The organism is Pseudomonas sp. 1L-E-NC-VB-C3, assembly GCF_057291535.1.
In genome coordinates, this window is sequence record NZ_JBXAWD010000004.1 from 389,357 (window position 1) to 412,799 (window position 23,443).

At 60.5% G+C, this 23,443-nt stretch carries 14 protein-coding genes; 3 read left to right on the top strand and 11 right to left on the bottom strand.

The window, feature by feature from the left end:
- The first annotated feature begins 89 nt into the window (after positions 1–89).
- Entirely contained in the window at positions 90–5,813 is a 5,724-nt protein-coding gene (locus AC0Z5Z_RS09605; RefSeq protein WP_485610992.1) for a membrane-targeted effector domain-containing toxin, read from the top strand.
- Between the two features lie 57 nt (positions 5,814–5,870).
- On the opposite strand, the gene AC0Z5Z_RS09610 is transcribed toward AC0Z5Z_RS09605, so the two are convergent.
- From AC0Z5Z_RS09610 to purL, 3 genes are all read right to left on the bottom strand, one after another.
- Entirely contained in the window at positions 5,871–6,230 is a 360-nt protein-coding gene (locus tag AC0Z5Z_RS09610; protein ID WP_256810734.1) for a DUF6124 family protein, read from the bottom strand.
- A gap of 929 nt (positions 6,231–7,159) precedes the next feature.
- Positions 7,160–7,471 (bottom strand): YqfO family protein, encoded by a 312-nt coding sequence (locus AC0Z5Z_RS09615; RefSeq protein WP_041479517.1) that lies wholly within the window; start codon positions 7,469–7,471, stop codon positions 7,160–7,162.
- 5 nt (positions 7,472–7,476) lie between these two features.
- Complete coding sequence (gene purL / locus AC0Z5Z_RS09620; RefSeq protein ID WP_095180438.1) at positions 7,477–11,373, bottom strand: phosphoribosylformylglycinamidine synthase; 3,897 nt, start codon at positions 11,371–11,373, stop codon at positions 7,477–7,479.
- Positions 11,374–11,658: 285 nt separating this feature from the next.
- Here purL and mltF point away from each other — a divergent pair, with 285 nt between their 5' ends.
- The gene (gene mltF / locus AC0Z5Z_RS09625) at positions 11,659–13,119 is read left to right on the top strand and encodes a membrane-bound lytic murein transglycosylase MltF (RefSeq protein ID WP_081932530.1); all 1,461 of its coding nucleotides are present in this window, start codon (positions 11,659–11,661) and stop codon (positions 13,117–13,119) included.
- An 83-nt stretch (positions 13,120–13,202) separates the two neighbouring features.
- Here mltF and pdxJ read toward each other — a convergent pair whose 3' ends face one another.
- The 8 genes from pdxJ to lptF all read right to left on the bottom strand — a co-directional run bounded on the left by pdxJ (position 13,203) and on the right by lptF (position 21,608).
- Positions 13,203–13,949 carry a pyridoxine 5'-phosphate synthase gene (gene pdxJ, locus AC0Z5Z_RS09630; RefSeq protein WP_095180437.1) on the bottom strand — a complete coding sequence of 249 codons (747 nt, stop codon included), beginning with the start codon at positions 13,947–13,949 and terminating at the stop codon, positions 13,203–13,205.
- Between the two features lie 39 nt (positions 13,950–13,988).
- On the bottom strand, positions 13,989–14,678 hold the full coding sequence (recO, locus tag AC0Z5Z_RS09635) for a DNA repair protein RecO (protein ID WP_016771561.1): 690 nt from the start codon (positions 14,676–14,678) through the stop codon (positions 13,989–13,991).
- A 166-nt stretch (positions 14,679–14,844) separates the two neighbouring features.
- On the bottom strand, positions 14,845–15,747 hold the full coding sequence (era, locus tag AC0Z5Z_RS09640) for a GTPase Era (protein WP_016771562.1): 903 nt from the start codon (positions 15,745–15,747) through the stop codon (positions 14,845–14,847).
- On the bottom strand, positions 15,740–16,429 hold the full coding sequence (gene rnc, locus AC0Z5Z_RS09645; RefSeq protein WP_024011703.1) for a ribonuclease III: 690 nt from the start codon (positions 16,427–16,429) through the stop codon (positions 15,740–15,742). The genes era and rnc overlap by 8 nt, the downstream gene beginning before the upstream one ends.
- 169 nt (positions 16,430–16,598) lie before the next feature.
- Positions 16,599–17,453, bottom strand: coding sequence for a signal peptidase I (lepB, locus tag AC0Z5Z_RS09650; RefSeq protein ID WP_056783094.1), 855 nt, complete (start codon positions 17,451–17,453; stop codon positions 16,599–16,601).
- A gap of 9 nt (positions 17,454–17,462) precedes the next feature.
- Positions 17,463–19,259 (bottom strand): translation elongation factor 4, encoded by a 1,797-nt coding sequence (gene lepA, locus AC0Z5Z_RS09655; protein WP_016771564.1) that lies wholly within the window; start codon positions 19,257–19,259, stop codon positions 17,463–17,465.
- A 173-nt stretch (positions 19,260–19,432) separates the two neighbouring features.
- Complete coding sequence (lptG, locus tag AC0Z5Z_RS09660) at positions 19,433–20,494, bottom strand: LPS export ABC transporter permease LptG (RefSeq protein WP_073473630.1); 1,062 nt, start codon at positions 20,492–20,494, stop codon at positions 19,433–19,435.
- Positions 20,487–21,608, bottom strand: coding sequence for an LPS export ABC transporter permease LptF (lptF, locus tag AC0Z5Z_RS09665; RefSeq protein ID WP_016771566.1), 1,122 nt, complete (start codon positions 21,606–21,608; stop codon positions 20,487–20,489). The genes lptG and lptF overlap by 8 nt, the downstream gene beginning before the upstream one ends.
- 296 nt (positions 21,609–21,904) lie before the next feature.
- On the opposite strand from lptF, the gene AC0Z5Z_RS09670 reads away from it, so the two are divergent.
- Positions 21,905–23,395, top strand: coding sequence for a leucyl aminopeptidase (locus tag AC0Z5Z_RS09670; RefSeq protein ID WP_460124266.1), 1,491 nt, complete (start codon positions 21,905–21,907; stop codon positions 23,393–23,395).
- Positions 23,396–23,443: the final 48 nt, after the last annotated feature.

The window sequence follows — 23,443 nt, forward strand, 5'->3', positions numbered from 1 at the left end:
TACGGCACGCGCACGATACATGAATACCACCCTCCTCCACGCCCTGCTCGCCATGCTGGCCCTTCATCCCCAGCATGGAAATCGTGCCCATGAGCACCCCCAACGCACCCACACCCGATGAGCTCAAAAACGATCTCAACCAGATCGGTCGTCTTCTCTTCAACACCGAAACCCCGCTGTTGCCCGAGCACAAACCGAGTACCGAGCAGGCTCATCTCAAACGCCTCGAAGAGCAGCTGAAAACCTATCGCGACGGCTATCTGCAACGCAGCCGCGCGCTCTATCAGGCGCTGGCAACCAGCGACCTGCAGAGCGAGGCAGGCAAGCAACTGATCGCCACGCTGAAGGTGCGCCTCAACACGCAACTGATCAACATGGATCTGCGTGACGAGATCAACGGCAAAGCGGCAAAAACCTTCCTCAAATACGACGCCGGCTTCACTGCGCTTGAGTACGAAGCGCAACAGGCCGTCACCGATCGCCTGCTGCACCCACAGGCCGGCGAGCTGATACAGAAACTGGCACTCGGCCCGCTGTTGCGTCCGGCCATGTATGCGTTGCAGTTCACTTATCAGCAAACCACTGTCGAGCTGGCCGGGGCCTTTGTTGTGACGCAAAAAGACACCCCGAAAGTCAGCGATCTGTTGACCGACCAGAACGCTGGCTTCGTCGTGTTGTTCACACCGGCCAGGGGCCTGGAGTTGTTCAATTCCCTGGCTGATCTCGACGCCCATCTGCTCAAGACCATGCAGCACAGCATTAGCCGTGGCGAATTGATGCAGCTGCTGCCCAGCCGCTACCACGATGTCGGTACAGCGGGAATCTGGCCATTGCAGCTGGCGCCCATCGACAGCAAACCGCTGTTCGAACACATCTACGATGCCTTGATCGAAAAGCGCACCCAGGATATCGAACATGCATTGAGTTTCGCCGCCAATCCGCAGCAGGATGCCGCTGTACTGATCGCCGAGCTGGAGCGCGCCATCGGCGCTGCGCTGCCGGATCTCACCCCGCGCCTGGCACTTCAGGCACAAACCCTGTTCGAGCGGCATTTGCGCAACAGCGCCCCGGACTGGTACCGCAGCGCCGACGCCGCCAAGCGGGCCGAGCTGGCGTTGCACCTGGGCAACTACAATCAGGCCCGGCAAAACCTGCTTGACCTGATGGGTCCGGCGGTCAGCCTGATGGCCGTGGCCCGCCACCAATGGCTGGAACGGCTGAGTGATGATCTGCAAATCGACGACCTGGAACCGGACAAGCTGCAGATCATTACGGATCGGCAGGTCCCCGGATTCGGCGCTTATGTGCACAAGAGCAATTTGCTCGAGCTGACCTTGCGCGGCCCGCACACCGGCGATGAGTTACCAGGCTCGGCGTTTCTCAGCCACACCCGGCTGACTTACAACGACCTGCCGTTATCCGACGAGTACGCGGACGTAACGCCCGCCTGGGTGATCAAGCAGGCACTGGAGCTGGAACCGCGCGTCGACTTCGCACGCTTGCAAACGCAGATGCAGGCGAGATCCGCGATCAAACCTGCGATCGAGCAGATGCTCGATCAGCGCATCGTCGCGCTCGCCCATGCCGCAGCGCTGCAAGGGCACCTGCTCGACGGCGATCTGCAAATGCTCCAGCGCCTGCGTAACGGCAGCGATCCACAGCTGCGCGCCGCCACCCTGTCTTTGCACGGCGCCCAGCTGCAGGATCTTTGGGTGCTGCGTCAGACCGACGAATCCGGTGCGATCCGCCGCCTGCTGCTCTGCACACCGCAGGCGCCCCGTGAACGCCAGTTCGAGGCGTTCGACAGCGAGCGCCAATTGCAGACCCATCTCTTGGGTTGGGCCAAGCAGAATGACGCCGCCGAAAGCATGGCCGGCTATCTGATCAGCCGCGCGCCGATGCGCTTTCGTTCGACCCTGCGCAAGGTGTTGTCGGGGCTGAGCCTCAAGCCGGAAGCAGCAGAGCACCAGAAAGTCACGTTCGACCACCTGGGCAACCATCTCGATTGCCTCAAAGCGATGGCTGAACACATGCTCGCCACACGCATCGACGACTACGATTTCAGCACCCCGGTGTGGTATCGCTCGACCACTGCGGCCAATCGCCGAAAACTCTCGACCCTGAGCGACGACGCTGAGGGCGCTTTGCGCGCGTTCAATCAGCATCCGCTGTCGGGCGGACGTTTTCAGGCGTTTGACGATTTCGTGCATGCGCAAGCGAAGATCAGCCTGAACCGCTTGCTCAAACGCCCTGCCAATGACGTCGATCCGGACACCGTCTGGGCCTATTCGCCAAAGTCGATCGTGCCCTCATGGACGCCGAAACCGCTGACCTATACCCGGCTGTATCGCGACGGCTATGCCGACGGCGTCGGTTTTCTCGACCAGAAATTCTCACGCTCGGCGCGCTTCAAAGGTCCGCCAGGCGTCGATATCAGTAGCCTGACCGCGCAGAACGTAGCCCGCTCGGTCACGGGGGTCTGGATCGGCAAACGCTATACCGACAAAGTCAAAAACGAGCTGCAGGATTCGAAAAGCGAAGGCTACGCGTTCCGACGCAACGCGACGCTGGCCATCACTCAGCGCCAGATGCAAAGCGCCGCGCTGGAATGCCAGCTGCAAGGACATATCGCCAGCAGCGACCTGCAATGGCTGCAGCAAAGCATCAGCAGCATGGATCAAACGTCGGGGCAGACCCGGACGAAATACCCGATCCACCGGTTGATGATCGACGGCGAATGGGTGATCGATGCCTGGTTGTTCAGCCATGGCGGCGATCCGGTCCTGCTGTATACGCCGGACGCACCGGACGGCGTGCGTTTTCGCGAAGCGCGCCTGTTCAATTACCTGCTGCTGCAGTCCGGCATGATCGAATACCTGACCCAGCGGGTGGGTGTCAGTGCCCAGACCCGGGTGCGCACGTACCTGGAAAACATCCGCAAGAAACTGCCCAAAGACCTCAACAGAACCAGCCCCAGCCCCGCCCGTTATGACTCGATGCGCCCGGCCGACGCCGTCAGCGACCTGCGTACCGCGCTCTACGACATGAAGTTGCAACGGCGGATCGACGACGTCCATGCCACGACCACCAGTCGTACCGAAATGATCGCCGGCCTGATCTGGACGAGCGTCGAATGGGTCGCTGCCATCGCCACCGCGCCGTTCCCGCTGTTGAGCCTGAGCACCGGCCTGTTGCTGGCCTTCAAGGACGCGATGCTCGCCCTGCATGCCTATCGTCAGGGAAATAACAACGAAGCGTTCCGGCACTTGCTCGGTTATCTGTTCAACAGTGCTGGCGCGGTGCTGACGGATCTGCGTCCGGCGCTGCGTTCACTCAAGCCCGTCCGGCGCCCGTTGCGTCGGGCTGTCACCACCGTTGGCGACGAGCAAGAGGATCTTCTGCCATTGATCGATCAGATGGCGACCGAACCGGTCCGGGACGATATGCATGCCGTCGTTTTCAGAGGGCAGTCGTATTACGCCAGCACTACCCCGGACGCACTCGGCCGTTATTTGCTCTACCGCCCGGATCCGAATGGCTCCGGACTGCTTTCGACCGGCATTCTGACCGTGCGCAACTCCGACGGAGTGATGGTGCGCAGCGGCCTGTCCGGCGGTGCACCAAAATACGAAGCCGTGCCCGAGACACCCGGCCCGCATAAAGACTATGGAGTGGCGATCAAGTACCGGGAGCGCGTCGAAACATTGCTGGATCCGCAGTCGCGAAGACGAATGCTCCAGCTGGGCGAGCACTACATGGGCGTCTCACCACAGGTCATCCTGGTCAACGTGGTCGACAAAATGGCCAACATGCGCCAAGCCTATCTGCAACAGGTGGAAAAACTCACCACGGACGCCACGCGCCATTTTGCCCAACTCGCACCGCTGCCCGCTCGCGCCGAAGTGCCGGCGGTTGCCGCCAATACCTCATTCGCACAGTTGATCGCCAGTGATGCATTCGCCGCAAAGAATCTGGTCATCGGTGCACAGCCCGGCTCCCTCGCCAGCAAACAGGCTCTGATCGAAAATCTCGACGTCCTCTTGGAGAACGGCTACAAGCACCTTTTCCTCGAATACCTGCCGGGAGACGTGTTTCATCTCAAACTGGAAAAGTTCAACAAGGGCGAATCCTGGTACCACATCAAGAAACATCTGAAGGCGCTCGATAAAGCCATGGGCCATGAGCCTGACGCGCCTTTCTCTTACCTGGCGCTGGTGCGCAAGGCGCGGGAAAAAGGCATGAGTATCCATGCGCTGGACGGCTCGACCAGTTATCAACTCGAAGGGATCATGGTGATGTCCGAGGTCTCGCCTTTGACCCCGCGAAACAATCGCATCAGAAACTTCTATTCGCACAAGGCGCTTGCCACCGATATGGCCGAGATCGGCGAAGAGCGCTGGATTGCCCTGACCGAGCAGTCGCGCATGACCACGTTCGACAACACCCCGGGCCTGGCCGACCTCCACGAGGCCGTTGCCGTGCGTATTGAAGACATCGACTTGTACCAACCCGCACGCATAAGCAGGGACGCGCCCGGTGCCATCGCGGGAGACGCGACAGCGCAAGGTGATTACCTCCTACAGATGCCGAGTGCCTACAAGGCACCTCTACCTGTCTCCAAGCCGCCCGCCGCAGCTAGCGCCGTTGAACATTTCAGCGAGTTCGATATTGCTTCGCCACTGCGCGACGATATTGCTGAAATGTTGCATAAGCCCTACTCCATGGATTCCCATTACACCCCGACAGTAGCCAGTGAAAGAACGGCCTACGAGGCTTTCCTTGCCCAACGCAAACGTCTGGAAAAAACCGCCAGGGACGCTTTTACCGACTACGTCCCACCCGATGCGCCGATCCTGCCGGTGCTCGCCTCCGACTGCACATTCGAAGCTTTTTTACGGCAATTGACCGACGGCCGTCTGAATCTGCTGATCGGCGAAGCCCACGTCGATGTAGCGAGCAAAGCGCTGCTGAAAAAGCACATGAAAGCCCTTAAGCAAGCCGGTTATGACACGTTGTACGTCGAGCACCTGCTCACCGACCTGCACCAGGCCGATCTCGACACTTTTCTGCGTACCCAGCGCATGCCCGACAGGCTCAAGGCTTATCTGCATCGTCAGGATCAAGGGCAGATGCCGAATTACACAGGGAACGATACGTACACGGCGGTCTGTCAGGCGGCGGCCAAATATAACATTCGCATCAGAGCCCTAGATTGCACGGCGTCCTATCACCTCAAGGGCGTGTATGACGAACACGTCTCGCGAAACGAGATGTTCAGCTATTTTGCAACCCAAGTGATCGAGGCTGATCAATTGGCCAACGGGCCGCATAAATGGGTGGCCTTCATCGGCAGTGCGCATACCAATTACAACCTCGGTGTGCCAGGTCTGGCCGATACACTGTCCGCCGTCAGCCTGCACGTGCGCGACACAGCCCCTGAACTGGCCCGGAATATTCACCGTGGGTCGTGGGAATTTGTCAGCGGCAAGCACGAGGCCAACGTCAGGGCTTTGAGCAGCGATTTTGTGATGGAGGTGGCCGTCCCCGGAACGAAAAAGCCTGCTGCGACACCTTCTGTCAGTCGCAGCAAACTGACCGAACCCGGAAACTTCCTTATAGAAAATGCAGACACCCGCAACGCCAGCGTGGTGCATAAATCCAGGTCCGGCGAGATCGTTGAGACGCCGATTCAGATCAATGACAAGGGTCTGTTCTTCGTTGATCGCTGGGAGAAAAAAGATCAGACCTTCACCTACCTGCGCACGTTGATCGACATGCTCGTCACAGACGTGAAGCTGACACAGGTGACGTGACGCCCGGGCGATTGCACGTTGTGGAAAGCCACTGGGCTTGACGGCCCAGTGGTTTTTTCATGCCTGAGGATCCACCCGATCCAGCGCACGGTTCACCGCCAGCTCAGCGAGCATGATGATCTGCTGAATCGCCAGCGCCGTATTGCGCTGCGGTCGCCCCAACTGATCAGCGAAATCACTGGCCAGGGTGTTGGCTGAAGCGAGGGATTCACAGGCATGGGCGAGCAGGGTTTCGGTATCGATTTCCGGCTGGATGAGGAACATGGTGCTGGGCGGGTGCGCCTTGTCAGGTTGCGGGCACAGGTAAAAATCCAGAGCCCGCTTGATCGCTTCGCGGTTTTTCGCGAGGTCGTCGGCGCGGATGGTTTGTTCGAGGGGGGTGGGTTCGTATGGTGGATCGGGAACGATTTTATCCACAATGCTTCTCCTGCTGATGCTGATGGACAGCCATCGATCGCCGGATCTCACGCGGCGAATAGGTGGCAGCTATGTGCGAGGTGAGATCCACCGGAGCAGGCAACCGGCCAGACCGAAGTCTGCCCGCACACAGCCGCCATAAAGCAGGCAGCAGATTGAGCTGGCGCCAATTATCGTGGTGCTGGCGCCAGTTGCAAGCTATCCGGGGATCTCACTCCCGATCGCTGATTCGCAGCGACGGGAAAAGACTAGAGATCGCACGTCCGACGGACAACCTGAAAACCTTGTGGGAAGGTTCTGCGAACTCAGATACCGCTTTAAACACACTCCAGATCGCCACCCTCACCCTAGCCCTCTCCCAGAGGGAGAGGGGACTGACCGAGTTGTTCAGGCGAGGTACGCCGACGTGAAAGTCCGAGTTGAACTCAGGATTTGCAAACCACACAAAATCGGCCCCCTCTCCCTCGGGAGAGGGCTGGGGTGAGGGGCAGCAACAACACAAATCAAAAGCCGGACACACACGCTTTTCACCACTCAATAGGCCGAGTGTCAGCTCGCCTGCTCTTGATCTTGATCCACCGGCGACGTCGGAAGGCTGAGTGGAGGGATTGATCCGGGCGTGGGAGCGTAGCGACCGTTCGACGAAGTCGAACACAGCGGAAGGAGGTGCAGCGAAGCAAACCGGAGCCGCTGCGCCCGGATCAGTCCCGAAACGAAGGAACCCGAGCCTGCGAGGGCCGAACGCAGGAGCAAGCCTTTTGGGTTACCTTTTTGGCGTTTGAAAAAGGTGACTCGCCGTAAGGGCGAAACCGCGAGCCGCCACACCCGAAGCAACGGATATTCACCCAAATCCAAATAAAACCAAGGCCAACAAAAAACCCGCAGACAATCCCTCATCTGCGGGTTTCCCGTTCAAGCAGCAAAGAAGATCAGAAATCCTCCAGCCGCCACACCTCATAAGCCGGCGTCTCATACGGATGACTGAGCTTCAACGCCGCCACAACAGCCACAATCAACTCATCCGCGACAACAAGCTCAACCTTCCATTCCTCAACCCGCTCAACCTGCCCCGCCTGACCGACAAACGGCTGACTGCCATCCAACGGTCGAAACTGACCAGAGCCAAGCACCTGCCACGCACAGTGGTCATAGTCACCGATCCGCCCACCACCGGCAGCGAACACAGCCCCTTTGACCACCTCGACATGACTGTCAGGAACAAAAAACGCCAGCTTGTACACAGGCCTTAGTTCACCCAGACGCGCGCATTACGGAACATGCGCATCCAAGGAGCATCCTCGGTCCAGTCTTCCGAACGCCACGAGTTCTGCACCGCGCGGAACACACGCTCCGGGTGCGGCATCATGATCGTCACGCGACCGTCACGGCTGGTCAGACCGGTGATCCCGCGCGGCGAGCCGTTCGGGTTGGCCGGGTAGGCTTCGGTGACCTTGCCGTGGTTGTCGACAAAACGCATCGCCACGCAACCGGACAGATCGGCTTCCAGCAGTGCTTCTTCGCTGGCGAACTCGGCATGCCCTTCACCGTGGGCGATGGCGATCGGCATGCGCGAACCGGCCATGCCCTGCAGGAAGATCGAATTCGATTCCTGGATCTGCACCATCGCCACCCGCGCTTCGAACTGCTCGGAGCGGTTGCGCACGAAGTGCGGCCAGAACTCGCTGCCCGGGATCAGCTCGTGCAGGTTGGACATCATCTGGCAACCGTTGCACACGCCCAGCGTGAAGCTGTCGTTACGTTCGAAGAAGCCCTGGAACGCATCGCGGGCGCGGCTGTTGAACAGCGCCGACTTGGCCCAGCCTTCACCGGCGCCAAGCACGTCGCCGTAGGAGAAACCGCCGCAGGCCACCAGGCCTTTGAACTCGTTGAGGTCGACACGACCGGCGAGGATATCGCTCATGTGCACGTCGATCGCGCTGAAACCGGCGCGATCGAACGCGGCAGCCATTTCCACCTGACCGTTGACGCCCTGCTCACGCAGCACGGCAACCTGTGGGCGGATGCCTTTCTTGATGTAAGGCGCGGCGATGTCCTGATTGACGTCGTAGCTGAGCTTGACGCTCAGGCCCGGGTTGTCTTCTTCCAGCAGCGCGTCGAATTCCTGCTCGGCGCAGTCGGCGTTGTCGCGCAGACGCTGGATCTGGTAGCTGGTTTCGGCCCACTGACGTTGCAGCAGACGACGCTGGCCTTCGAACACGGTGTCACCGTTGAAGGTGATGTTGATCTGGCCATTGTTGATCGGCTGACCGATCACCGACACGCAGTCGCCCAGACCGGCGGCGCTGAACTGCGCGAGGATGTCCGGGGTGGCGTCCTGGCGAACCTGGATCACTGCGCCGAGCTCTTCGTTGAACAGGATCGCGGCGATTTCCGAAGCGGATTCGGCAACGCTGTCCAGGTTCAGGCTCAGACCGCAGTGGCCGGCGAAGGCCATTTCCACCACGGAGGTCAGCAGACCACCGTCGGAACGGTCGTGGTAGGCCAGCAGGTGACCGTCGGCATTGAGGCCCTGGATCACTGCGAAGAAGGCTTTCAGGTCTTCAGCGTCATCGACGTCCGGCGCATGCTTGCCGAGTTTGCCGTGGACCTGCGCGAGGATCGATGCACCCATGCGGTTCTGGCCGCGACCGAGGTCGATCAGGATCAGGTCGGTGGTGCCCTTGTCCATGCGCAGTTCCGGGGTCAGGGTCTGACGGATGTCAGCCACTGGCGCGAAACCGGTCACGATCAGCGACATCGGCGAGGTGACGGTCTTGTCTTCGCCGTTGTCATTCCAGCGCGTGGCCATGGACATCGAGTCCTTGCCCACCGGAATGGTGATGCCCAGCTCAGGGCACAGCTCCATGCCGACCGCTTTCACGGTGTCGTACAAACGCGCGTCTTCGCCCGGGTGACCGGCCGCCGACATCCAGTTCGCCGACAGTTTGATGTCGGAGAGCTTGTTGATCCGCGAGGCGGCAATGTTGGTGATGGTTTCGCCGATGGCCATGCGGCCCGAGGCCGGCGCGTCCAGCAGAGCCAGCGGAGTACGCTCGCCCATCGCCATGGCTTCACCGGTGTAGACGTCGAAACTGGTGGCGGTGACGGCAACGTCGGCCACCGGCACTTGCCATGGGCCGACCATCTGGTCACGGGCGACGAGACCGGTGATGGTGCGGTCGCCGATGGTGATCAGGAAGCTTTTGCTGGCCACGGCCGGATGATGCAGAACGCGTTCGATGGACTCGCTGATGTCGAGGTTCGACGGATCGAAGTCATCGCCCAGCTCGGCTTCGCGAACCACCGAACGGTGCATGCGCGGCGCCTTGCCCAGCAACACTTCCAGCGGCATGTCCACCGGGTTGTTGCCGAAGTGGCTGTCGGTGACGGTCAATTGCGGTTCGGCAGTGGCTTCCCCGACCACGGCAAACGGGCAACGCTCGCGTTCGCAGATCGCCTGGAAGCGCTCGAAGTCTTCCGGGCCGACTGCCAGCACGTAACGTTCCTGGGATTCGTTGGACCAGATTTCGTGCGGGGCCATACCCGGCTCGTCGTTTGGAATGTTGCGCAGTTCGAAACGGCCACCGCGATCGCCGTCGTTGACCAGTTCCGGGAAGGCGTTGGACAGACCGCCCGCGCCAACGTCGTGAATGAAGCTGATCGGGTTCTTGTCGCCCAACTGCCAGCAACGGTCGATGACTTCCTGGCAACGACGCTCCATTTCAGGGTTTTCACGCTGTACCGAAGCGAAATCCAGGTCTGCCGAGCTGGTGCCGGTGGCCATGGAGGAAGCCGCGCCGCCGCCCAGGCCGATCAGCATTGCCGGGCCGCCGAGCACGATCAGCTTGGAGCCGACCACGATCTCGCCTTTCTTGACGTGCTCTTCACGGATGTTGCCCATGCCGCCAGCCAGCATGATCGGCTTGTGGTAACCGCGCACTTCGTCGCCGTGCGGGGTGGTGATCGACTGCTCGAAGGTACGGAAGTAGCCGGTCAGGGCCGGACGGCCGAATTCGTTGTTGAACGCAGCGCCGCCGAGCGGGCCTTCGATCATGATGTCCAGCGCGGTGACGATGCGCTCAGGCTTGCCGTACGGCACTTCCCACGGCTGTTCGAAGCCTGGGATCTGCAGGTTGGAGACGGTAAAACCGGTGAGGCCGGCCTTGGGCTTGGCGCCACGACCGGTTGCACCTTCGTCACGGATCTCGCCACCGGAACCGGTGGATGCGCCCGGGAACGGGGCAATCGCGGTCGGGTGGTTATGGGTTTCAACCTTCATCAGGATGTGCACCGGCTCCTGCACCGCGCCGTACTGGCGGGTTTCAGGGTTCGGGAAGAAGCGGCCGGCAACGTTGCCGACAATCACCGAAGCGTTGTCCTTGTAAGCGGACAGCACGCCTTCGCTGTGCATCTGATAGGTGTTCTTGATCATGCCGAACAGGCTTTTTTCCTGGCTCTGGCCGTCAATGTCCCAACTGGCGTTGAAGATCTTGTGGCGGCAGTGCTCGGAGTTGGCCTGGGCGAACATCATCAGTTCGATGTCGTGCGGGTTGCGCTTCAGACCGTTGAAGGCGTTGACCAGATAGTCGATCTCGTCTTCGGCCAGGGCCAGGCCCAGCTCGGTGTTGGCCTTTTCCAGCGCGGCGCGGCCGCCACCGAGGATGTCGATGGCGGTCAGCGGCTTCGGCTCGGCGTGGCTGAACAGTCCGGCGGCCTGCTCGAGGTTGGCCAGCACGATCTGGGTCATGCGGTCATGCAGTGCGTCCGAAATCAGCTGGGCTTCGGCTTCGCTGAACTGCCCTGCAACATAGAAGGCGATACCGCGTTCCAGGCGCTGGATCTTGCTCAGGCCGCAGTTGCGGGCGATGTCGCTGGCCTTGCTCGACCACGGCGAGATGGTGCCGAAACGCGGCAACACCAGAAACAGACGACCGGTCGGCTCTTGAACCGGAACACTTGGGCCGTACTTCAGAAGGCGCGCTAGCACCTGCTGTTCGTCGCCGGTCAGGACGCCGGTGACTTCGGCGAAGTGAGCGAATTCAGCATACAGGCCACTGACAGCTGGAACCTTCTGGCTCAGTTGCTCAAGGAGTTTGCTGTGGCGAAAGGCAGAAAGGGCAGGAGCGCCGCGCAGGATCAACATCTTCGGGACAGCCTCGGGAAGGGGTGTGCTTTGAGGCCGTGCATTCTAGCCTAAACCGACCTCAACATCACCCGAAACGCTACGCACGGTTGCACTCGGGTAGCAATCTGTGTTTCTGCCTTCGGGGTCAGGTAAATCGAGCGTTTCAGCATGGCTTATTTTTACTGTAACAAAATGCCCTGAAGGCCCGTATTCAAGGGATTTCGTTCGATTTTGTGATCGCTAGCAGACTAGTCCTACGCTGTCGAGATATGGCGCCCGTGGCCGTTTGCGTATACTGCGCAGATGTTTTTCCCAACGGCTTTGCGTCCGCGATACGCCAAATGGCTGATCGCAACCGGACTCTTCCTGATGCTCGGTGGCTGTGTTGATAAACCCAACACACTCGAGCGCGTAAAGGAGGATGGTGTGCTGCGCGTGGTTACCCGCAACAGCCCCGCCACCTACTTTCAGGATCGCAGCGGTGAAACCGGCTTCGAATACGAGCTGGTGAAGCGCTTCGCCGACGATTTGGGCGTCGAGCTGAAGATCGAGACGGCCGACAATCTCGATGACCTGTTCAACCAGGTCGGCAAGCCGAACGGCCCGGTACTCGCGGCCGCCGGTCTGGTCAGCAGCGATGAACGCAAGAAGCAGGTGCGGTTCTCCCACTCCTACCTCGAAGTCACTCCGCAGATCATCTACCGCAACGGCCAGTCGCGCCCCACCGATCCGGCGGATCTGGTCGGCAAGAAGATCACCGTGCTCAAGGGCAGCACCCACGCCGAACAACTGGCCGCGCTGAAACAGAAATATCCCGGCATCGAATACGAAGAATCCGACGCCGTTGAAGTGGTCGATCTGCTGCGCATGGTCGATGAAGGCCAGATTGACCTGACACTGGTCGACTCCAACGAAGTGGCGATGAATCAGGTGTACTTCACCAACATCCGCGTGGCCTTCGACCTCGGCGACGCGCGCAGCCAGAGCTGGGCGGTGGGCCCGGGCGAAGACAACAGCCTGCTCAATGAAATCAACGCCTATCTGGACAAGGTGCAGAAGAACGGCACCCTGCAACGCCTGAAGGACCGCTACTACGGCCACGTTGATGTGCTTGGCTACATGGGCGCCACCACCTTCGCCCAGCACTTGCAGCAGCGCCTGCCGAAATACGAACAGCACTTCAAGAACTACGCGAAGAAAGAGAAAGTCGACTGGCGCCTGCTGGCCGCCATCGGTTATCAGGAATCCCTGTGGCAGCCGACGGTGACCTCGAAAACCGGCGTGCGCGGTCTGATGATGCTGACCCAGAACACCGCGCAGGCGATGGGCGTGTCGAACCGCCTCGATCCCAAGCAGAGCATTATGGGCGGTGCCAAGTACCTGGCTTATATGAAAGATCAGCTCGACGATTCGATCCAGGAACCGGATCGCACCTGGTTCGCCCTGGCGGCGTACAACGTCGGCAGCGGCCACTTGGATGACGCGCGCAAACTGGCGGCGAAGGAAGGCTTGAATCCGGACAAGTGGCTGGACGTGAAAAAGATCCTGCCGCGCCTCTCGCAGAAGCAGTGGTACAGCAAGACCCGCTACGGTTACGCCCGGGGTGGCGAGCCGGTGCACTTCGTGGCGAACATCCGTCGCTACTACGACATCCTGACCTGGGTGACCCAGCCGCAGCTTGAGGGCGATCAGGTGGCCGAGGGCAACCTGCATGTGCCGGCGATCGACAAGTCGAAACCGGCGCAAGAGCCCGCCCCTCTTTAAAGCAAAAGATCGCAGCCTTCGGCAGCTCCTACAGGGTTATGTGTACACCTGTAGGAGCTGCCGAAGGCTGCAATCTTTTGATCTTAGCCCTTGAGAGCAGCAGCCAGAATCAGCGCTTTCATTTCCGATACGGCGGACTTGAAGCCCACGAACAACGCATGCGCCACCAGCGCGTGGCCGATGTTCAGTTCGTTGATGCCTTTGATCGCCGCCACGGCCTCGACGTTGTGGTAATGCAGGCCGTGCCCGGCATTGACGATCAGGCCCTGCGCCAGTCCAAACGCCACGCCATCAGCGACGCGTTTGAGCTCTTCAGCCACTTCAGTCGGGGTTTCGGCATCGGCGTAACGCCCGGTGTGCAGCTCGATGGCCGGTGCACCGATGCGCTTGGAGGCGGCGATCTGGCGCTCGTCGGCGTCGATGAACAGCGACACTTCGCTGCCGATCTTCGACAAGCGCTCGACCGCAGCCCTGATTCGCTCCTCCTGCCCCGCTACATCCAGGCCACCCTCGGTGGTCAGTTCCTGACGGGTTTCCGGGACCAGGCAGATGTGCGCCGGGCGAATACGCTCGGCGAACGCCATCATTTCTTCGGTGACGCCCATTTCGAAATTCATGCGCGTTTGCAGCACATCCTTGAGCAGCAACACGTCGCGCTCCTGGATGTGCCGACGATCTTCGCGCAGGTGCACGGTGATGCCATCAGCGCCCGCCTCTTCTGCATCCAGCGCCGCTTTGACCGGATCCGGGTAGCGCGTGCCACGGGCCTGCCGCAGGGTGGCGACGTGGTCGATGTTCACGCCGAGAAGAATGCGATTGCTGCTGGTCACGGATGCGCTCCTGAATTGAGAGATTCGGCGCACAGCATATCAGGGCTTGCGAAACAGCTCGCGACTGACAAGCGGACGCCCGCCCAAATGCACTGCCAGCGCCTGGCGCATCAGACGCTTGGCCGCCGACAGCGCACCGGGCGCCGACCAGTCGGCTTCGGCCATGGCCAGCAGCTCGGTACCGTTGAACAGGCCGGGTTGCAGCAGATACACCCTTTCGAGACCGGCATCGACTTGCAGGCGATAGAGACCGTCAGGCGCGACAGGCTCGCCGTGCATATCGGTGTTCATGGAGAAGCCGTAGCCGAGATCATCCAGCAGACGCCATTCAAAGGAGCGCAACAATGGCTCCAGCGGTCGACCTTCGGCCAGCGCCAGCAAGGTCGCGGCGTAATGATCAAATACTGCAGGATGCGGATCTTCGGCAGGCAACAGCCGAATCAACAGCTCGTTGAGATAGAGGCCGCTGAACAGCGCCTCGCCATTGAGCCACGCCGAGGTGCCGGAGCTCTCCATGCGACCGACATTCTTCAGCTCGCCCTTGCCACGGAACTCGACCTCCAGCGCCACGAACGGCCGCGCCAGCGTCCCGGCCTTGCCCCGCGCACTGCGCAACACCGCCCGCAGCCGACCTTGCGGCGTGAGGAAATCGACCAATGCGCTGGTTTCGCGATAGGCGCGCGAATGCAGGACATAGGCGGGTTGGGCGGGAGGCGGGTTTTGCGACATTGAGTTCTCGATGAAGAAACGCGGTTTTACATACAACCCAAAACCACTGTGGGAGCGAGCCTGCTCGCGAAAGCGGAGTGACAGTCAACATCAATGCTGAATGTTACATCCTCTTCGCGAGCAGGCTCGCTCCCACAGTGAGTAGCGGTGTTTTCGAGATCGCTACTTACAGATCGCCATAACCCAGCGAACGCAGCGCGCGCTCGTCATCGGACCAGCCGCCCTTCACCTTGACCCACAGGTTGAGCATGATCTTGGAGTCGAACAGCAGCTCCATGTCCTTGCGCGCTTCGGTGCCGATGCGCTTGATGCGCTCGCCCTTGTCGCCAATGATGATTTTCTTCTGGCCGTCACGCTCGACGAGAATCAGCGCGTGGATGTGCAGGGTCTTGCCCTGCTGCTTGAATTCTTCGATTTCGACGGTGATCTGGTACGGCAGCTCGGCACCCATCTGGCGCATGATTTTCTCGCGCACCAGTTCGGCGGCAAGGAAACGGCTGCTGCGGTCGGTGATCTGGTCTTCCGGGAAGAAGTGATCATTCTCCGGCAGGTGATCGGCGATGACCTTTTCCAGCGCTTCGAGGTTGTGCCCGTGCTGCGCGGAAATCGGAATGATCTGCGCATTTGGCAGCTGTTCCTGCAACCAGCTCAGGTGCGGCATCAGCTCGGCTTTGTCTTCGATGCGATCGGTCTTGTTCAGCGCGACGATCAGCGGGCCGGTCACGTATTGCACACGCTCGAGCACCATCTGGTCTTCGTCGGTCCACTTGGTGCGGTCGACGACGAAGATCACCACGTCGACGTCTTTCAACGCCGCCGAAGCGGTTTTGTTCATGTAACGGTTCAGGGCCTTTTCGCCACCCTTGTGCATGCCCGGAGTGTCGACGTAGATCGCCTGGACGTCGCCCTCGGTCTTGATCCCGAGCATGTTGTGGCGGGTAGTCTGCGGCTTGCGCGAGGTGATCGCGAGCTTCTGCCCGAGGATGTGGTTGAGCAGCGTCGACTTGCCGACGTTGGGACGGCCGACGATGGCAACGTAGCCACAGCGAGTTGCGTTTGTATCAGTCATTGCCATTCTCCACGCCCAGGGCAATCAGTGCTGCGGCGGCCGCTACCTGTTCGGCAATACGACGGCTCACACCCTGACCTCGGCTTTTTTCATTCAGTAAGACCACTTCGCATTCGACGAAGAAGGTACGGCAGTGCGGTTCGCCCTGAATATCCACCACTTCGTAGCGTGGCAGTTCGCAACCGCGCGATTGCAAGTGTTCCTGCAAGCGGGTTTTCGGATCCTTGTTGGTGTCGACCAGCGTCAGGCCTTCGAATTCGCCGGCCAGCCACGCCAGTACGCGCTCGCGGGCGACGTCCATGCCGGCATCGAGGTAGATCGCACCGATCAGAGCTTCGAGGGCATCGGCGAGAATCGATTCACGGCGGAAACCACCGCTCTTCAGTTCCCCCGAACCCAGGCGCAGATAATCGCCGAGGTCGAAACCGCGAGCCAGTACGGCCAGCGTTTCACCTTTTACCAGCCGTGCGCGCAAACGCGACAACTGGCCTTCGCGGGCCAGCGGGAAGCGATCGAACAGCGCCTCGCCAGCGACGAAGTTGAGGATGGCATCACCGAGGAATTCCAGACGCTCGTTGTTGCGCCCGGCAAAACTGCGGTGCGTGAGGGCCAGCAGCATCAGCTCCTGGTCCTTGAAGGTGTAGCCGAGCTGGCGCTCGAGACGGCTTAGAGAAACGCTCACGGTTTACCCACGCTGAGTTCGTGGCTGGTTTCCACTGCCATCGCCGGGGTACGGCGCAGGCCTGGGACAATTAACGCTGTGTTCAAAAAATAGATCCTGGCGATTGCGAAGCCGATTGTGCCGGCTCCAGAAATGCATTCGGCGCTGTGGTCAACAGCGCCGTGTTTGATTACTTGATCAGGCCGACCCGCGAGAAATTCGGCAGGTGGCTGAGTTTCGGCTCTGGCCAGCTCATCCAGACCGCGAAGGCCTTGCCGACAATATTCTTGTCGGGAACCATGCCCAGCAGATCCTTGGGAATGTTCGGATCATCCCAGTAGCGGCTGTCGTTCGAATTGTCGCGGTTGTCGCCCATCATGAAGTAGTGCCCGGCAGGCACCGTCCACGAACGATCCGGAGTGGCGCGGTAACGGCTCATTTCCTTGCGGATCAGGTGCTCGGCTGCGCCGAGTTTTTCCTGATAGAGCTCCGCACTGCCCAGCGAACCTGCTTCGGCGCCGGCCATCTTCTCGGCGATCGACTCACCGTTGACGAACAGACGCTTGTCGGCGGTGTAACGCACAGTGTCACCCGGCAGGCCCACCACACGCTTGATGTAGTTGACGTTCGGGTCGCTCGGGTAGCGGAACACCATCACATCGCCGCGCTGCGGGTCACCGACTTCGATGATCTTCTTGTCGATCACCGGCAGACGGATGCCGTAGGAAAACTTGTTCACCAGAATGAAGTCGCCGACATCCAGGGTCGGTTTCATCGAGCCGGACGGAATCTGGAACGGCTCCACCAGGAACGAACGCAGCACCAGCACGATGAACAGCACCGGAAAGAACGACTTGCCGTATTCAACCAGCAGCGGCTCTTTGTTCAGCTTCTCGACCACCACAGGCTCGGGTTGGCTGACACTGCCTTGATAAGAGGCAATGGCAGCCCGCCGACGCGGTGCCAGGAACAGCAGATCAATCAACGCCAACAGGCCGCAGACGAACACGGCGATGACCAGCAACAGCGGGAAATTTAGCGACATAGGACCTGATTATTCCAACCTGAGCACGGCGAGGAAGGCTTCCTGTGGAATTTCCACGTTGCCCACCTGTTTCATGCGTTTCTTACCGGCCTTCTGCTTCTCGAGCAGCTTCTTCTTACGACTGACGTCACCGCCGTAGCATTTGGCCAATACGTTCTTTCTGAGCGCCTTGACGGTTGTCCGGGCCACGATCTGACCACCGATGGCGGCCTGGATCGCCACGTCGAACATCTGACGAGGAATCAGTTCTTTCATCTTCTCGGTCAACTGGCGACCTTTGAAGTGCGAATTGTCACGGTGCACGATCAATGCCAGGGCATCGACCTTGTCGCCGTTGATCAGCACGTCCAGTTTCACCAGATTAGCCGATTGGTAACGATCGAAATGGTAGTCCAGCGAAGCATAGCCGCGGCTGGTGGATTTGAGACGGTCGAAGAAGTCCAGGACCACTTCGTTCATCGGCAGGTCGTAGGTGACTTGCACCTGATTGCCGAGGAACAGCATGTCGACCTGAACGCCGCGTTTCTCGATGCACAGGGTGATGACGTTGCCCAAATGTTCCTGCGGCACGAGGATATTGGCGCGCACGATTGGCTCGCGCATGTCCTCGATCGCCGACACATCCGGAAGCTTCGACGGGTTGTCGACGTAAATCGTTTCACCGGTTTTCAACACCAGTTCGAAAATTACTGTCGGCGCGGTGGTGATCAGGTCCAGGTCGTATTCGCGCTCGAGGCGCTCCTGAATGATCTCCATGTGCAGCATGCCGAGGAAGCCGCAACGGAAGCCGAAGCCCAGGGCGTCGGAGCTTTCCGGGGTGTACTGCAGCGACGAGTCGTTCAGGGTCAGCTTCTGCAGCGCTTCGCGGAAATCCTCGAAGTCGTCGGAACTGACCGGGAACAGACCGGCGTAAACCTGTGGCTGAATGCGTTTGAAGCCCGGCAGCACCGGCACATCAGGGGTGGAGCTCAGGGTCAGGGTGTCACCGACCGGTGCACCGTGAATGTCCTTGATGCTGGCGATGATGAAGCCCACTTCGCCGGCCTTCAGATCAACGGTGGCGGTGTGTTTCGGGTTGAACACGCCGACGCTGTCGACCAGGTGCACCTTGCCGGTGGACTTGACCAGAATCTTGTCGCCCTTCTTCACACGGCCGTGGCGCACGCGTACCAGGGAAACAACGCCCAGGTAGTTGTCGAACCAGGAGTCGATGATCAACGCTTGCAGCGGATCTTCGATGTTGCCGGTCGGCGCAGGAATGGTGTGCACCAGACGCTCGAGCACTTCGTCGACACCCAGGCCGGTCTTGGCGCTGCAAGTAACGGCGTCGGTTGCGTCGATGCCGATGATCTTCTCGATCTCGTCCTTGACGCGATCCGGCTCGGCCTGTGGCAGGTCGATCTTGTTCAGTACCGGCATGACCTCCAGGCCCTGCTCGATGGCGGTGTAGCAGTTGGCCACGGACTGGGCTTCTACGCCCTGCCCCGCATCGACCACCAGCAAGGCACCTTCGCACGCGGCCAGGGAACGGCTGACTTCGTAGGTGAAGTCGACGTGGCCCGGGGTGTCAATGAAGTTCAGCTGGTAGGTGATGCCGTCTTTGGCTTTGTAATAGAGGGTGACGCTATGGGCCTTGATGGTGATCCCGCGTTCACGCTCAAGATCCATGGAATCCAGTACCTGGGCTTCCATTTCACGCTCGGCCAGGCCGCCGCACATCTGGATGAAACGGTCAGCCAGCGTCGACTTGCCATGGTCAATGTGGGCGATGATGGAGAAATTGCGGATATGACTCAAATCACTCACGGATCAACACTCAAAAAGGCTGCAGGCTTGGCCCGCCGAAAAATAGCCGGGAATTGTACCTGATACACGGCGCAAGCGTCACGTTCGCCTGTCACCCGGATCGCATGCAAAAACGCCCCGGTCTGGCGACCGAGGCGTTTTCAGGGTTCAAGCGCTGAATGAAAGCTTGTTCATCAGCCCGCTCGCCTGAGCAGCCAGACACCTGCCAGCGCACACACGCCGGCCGGCACCAACACCGCAAACAACGGCGAGAAACCGAACACCAGACTCGATGGCCCCAACAGATCCTGGACGATGCGGAAGGTGAAGCCCACCAGCACGCCGGTGAAAACACGCTGACCGAGGGTCACCGAACGCAGTGGACCGAAGATGAACGAGATCGCCATCAGCACCAGCGCGGCAGTCACCAGCGGCTGCAACACCTTGACCCAAAATGCCAGCCAGTAACGGCCATTGCTCAGGCCCTGCTCGGCCAGATAGTGGATGTAGCCCCACAGACCGCTGATCGACAGCGATTCCGGCGCCATGACCACGGTGCTGAGCAGCTGCGGGCTCAACGCCACGTCCCACTCCTCGCTCGGGGCATTGACGACCTCAGTGCTGCGCTCGTGGAACAGCGTGGTGGCAACGTCGGTGAGCTGCCACTTGGTGCCGTCAAACTCAGCCTTTTTGGCGAAGCTGGAGCTGAGCAGATGGCGCTCCTTGTCGAAGTGATAGCGCGTCACGCCGTACAACAGACCGTTCGGCTGAACCGCGTTGATGTGGATAAATTCTTCACCCTGACGGTGCCACATACCGTGCTTGGCGCTTTGCGCATCGCCGCTGCCCTGGGCCAGCGAGCGATTGGCCTGGGCCATGCTTTCGGTGGCCGGGGCGACGTATTCGCCAATCAGCACGCCGGCGAGCATCAGCACCAGCATCGGCTTCATCACAGCCCAGACGATACGGCCGATCGACACGCCAGCAGCGCGCATGACCGTCAGCTCACTGCTGCTGGCCAGACTGCCGAGACCGATCAGGCAGCCGATCAATGCGGCCATCGGCAACATTTCATACAACCGGCGCGGTGCGGTCAGCAATACAAAACCGAGCACGTCGACCAGGGTGTAGGTGTCGCTGACGTCGCCCATTTCATCGATGAAGGCAAACAGCGTCGCCAGGCCGAGGATGATCGCCAGCACGGCAATGATCGCCATGAATACGCTGCTGCCGATGTAGCGGTCGAGTTTAACCACGGGCCACCTCCAGCGCGGCGCTGCGACGGCTGGCCAGTTTCAGGCGCAGCGGCTCCCAATACAGCAGGCCGAGGCCGATCACCAGGAAGATCGCGTGCACCCACCACAGGCCGAGGGCCGGCGGGATCTTGCCTTTTTCAAGGGCGCCGCGAGCGGCAATCAGGATGGTCAGGTAAGCCATATAAAGAAGAATCGCCGGCAGCAGCTTGAGAAAACGCCCTTGGCGCGGATTCACCCGCGACAGCGGCACCGCCATCAGGGTCACGATGAACACCAGCAACGGCAGCGACATACGCCATTGCAGTTCGGTTTTCGAACGAATGTCGTCGCTGCCCCACAGGGACGAGGTCGGCATCGCGTCACGGTCGGTGACTTCTTCGCTTACGTCCGGCTTGGGCAGCAGCACGCCGTAGGTTTCGTAATGAATGGCGCGGTAATCGGCCTGCCCCGGGCTGCCGTCATAGCGGTAACCGTTATCGAGGATCAGGTAGCGATTGCCATCGGGGCGGATTTCCTGACGGCCCGACTCGGCCACCAGCACGGAAATCCCGCGGTCCTTTTTATCGGCGCCGAGGTTCTTCTGCGAGATGAACACGCTGCCGAGATTGACGCGATCGTCGCTCAGGGTTTCGGTGTAGGTCACCCGAGTACCGTCACGCAGGGCCTGGAAGCGGCCCGGCTCGAGGGTATCGAACTCGGTCAGCGCGTCCTGCTTGTTCAGCAGCAACTGAAACTGGTTGGCGCCCTGCGGAGCCAGGCCGAGGCTCAGCCACGCCACCACCAGTGCCACCAGCGTTGCCGGAAACAGGGTCATGCGAAACAGCTTTTGCTGGCTCATGCCGGTGGCCGAGAGCACGGTCATTTCGCTTTCGAGGTACAGGCGACCGTAGGCCAGCAGGATCCCGAGGAACAGGCCCAGCGGCAGAATCAGTTGCAGGAAGCCCGGCAGACGAAAGCCCATGATCAGGAACAGCGAGCCCGGATCGAGCTGACCGGCCGCAGCCTGCGCCAGGTATTTGATGAAGCGACCGCTCATGATGATGACCAGCAGCACGGCACTTACGGCGCTGAGGGTCAACAGGACTTCGCGGGACAGATAACGGAAGACGATCAAACCAGACACTCCAGGGTTGTCAGGCTAAGGCGGCCAAACAAGCAAACACATCGACCGGCCCGCCATGCAGAGCGGTCGAAAAAAGATGCGGCATTATCCTGTGATTGGGTGCGCCTGTCACTGCGCACACTCATCCATCGCTGTAATCCTTTGCTGAGGGTTGTCAGGCGCGGGGAGCGAGGTTCAAACTGCGGCCCTTGTCGCAGGCTTTGGCCTGCGCCTCTTCTATCTATAAGCAGGCGACTGCGGACAACGTCGAACGCCTGCGTGTTGACCATTCATTCAGGGATCCGGACATGGAACTGGTTGTAAAAAGCGTTAGCCCAGAAACGTTGAAAACCGCCACCCTGGTGGTTGCCGTCGGCGAAGGCCGCAAACTCGGTGTCGCCGCCAGACTGGTCGACGAGTCGAGCGGTGGCGCGATCAGCGCCGTGCTCAAGCGTGGCGACCTGGCCGGCAAGGTCGGTCAGAGCCTGCTGCTGCACAGCCTGCCGAACCTGAAAGCCGAGCGCGTGTTGCTGGTCGGCGTGGGCAAGGACGAAGAACTGGGCGACCGTCCGTTCCGCAAAATCGTTGCCGGCATCCTCAACACCCTCAAAGGCCTGGGCGGCGGTGACGCCGTGCTGGCGCTGGATGAAGTCATCGTCAAAGGTCGCGACAGCTACGGCAAGACTCGCCTGCTGGCAGAAACCCTGGTCGACGGCGGCTACACCTTCGACCAGTTCAAGAGCCAGAAAGCCGAACCGCGCGCCCTGAAGAAAATCACCCTGCTGACCATCAAGGCTGCGCAAGCCGAAGTGCAGCGCGCCGTGAACCACGCCACCGCCATCGCCAACGGCATGGCCTTCACCCGCGACCTTGGCAACCTGCCACCGAACATCTGCCACCCGACCTTCATGGGCGAACAGGCGAAGAACCTGGGCAAAGAGTTCAAGGATCTGAAAGTCGAAGTACTCGACGAGAAGAAGATCAAATCCCTCGGCATGGGCTCGTTCTACGCCGTGGGCCAGGGCAGCGCCCAGCCGCCGCGCCTGATCGTCATGCAATACAACGGCAGCAAGAAATCCGAGAAGCCATACGCGCTGGTCGGCAAGGGCATCACCTTCGACACTGGCGGCATAAGCCTGAAGCCGGGCGCCGGCATGGACGAGATGAAGTACGACATGGGCGGCGCTGCCTCCGTGTTCGGCACATTGCGCGCCGTGCTTGAGCTGAAACTGCCGATCAATCTGGTGTGCATCCTCGCCTGCGCCGAAAACATGCCGAGCGGCAATGCGACCCGTCCGGGCGACATCGTCACCACCATGAGCGGCCAGACCGTGGAAATCCTCAACACCGACGCCGAAGGCCGTCTGGTGCTGTGCGATGCGCTGACCTACGCCGAGCGCTTCAAGCCACAAGCGGTGATCGACATCGCCACCCTGACCGGTGCTTGCGTGGTGGCCCTGGGCGCACACACGTCCGGCCTGCTGGGCAACAACGACGAACTGATCGACCAACTGCTCAGCGCCGGCAAGGCTGCCGACGACCGCGCCTGGCAACTGCCGCTGTTTGACGAGTATCAAGAGCAGCTGGACAGCCCGTTCGCCGACATCGCCAACATTGGCGGGCCGAAGGCCGGCACCATCACTGCCGCCTGCTTCCTGTCGCGCTTCACCAAGAACCTCAACTGGGCGCACCTGGACATCGCCGGCACGGCATGGACCAGCGGCGGCAAGGACAAAGGCGCCACCGGCCGTCCGGTTCCACTGCTGACCCAGTACCTGCTGGATCGCGCCAAGGCCTGAAACCGCTGAAAGGTGGCGTCACTCTCGGGTGACGCCGCTTGCCGCTCT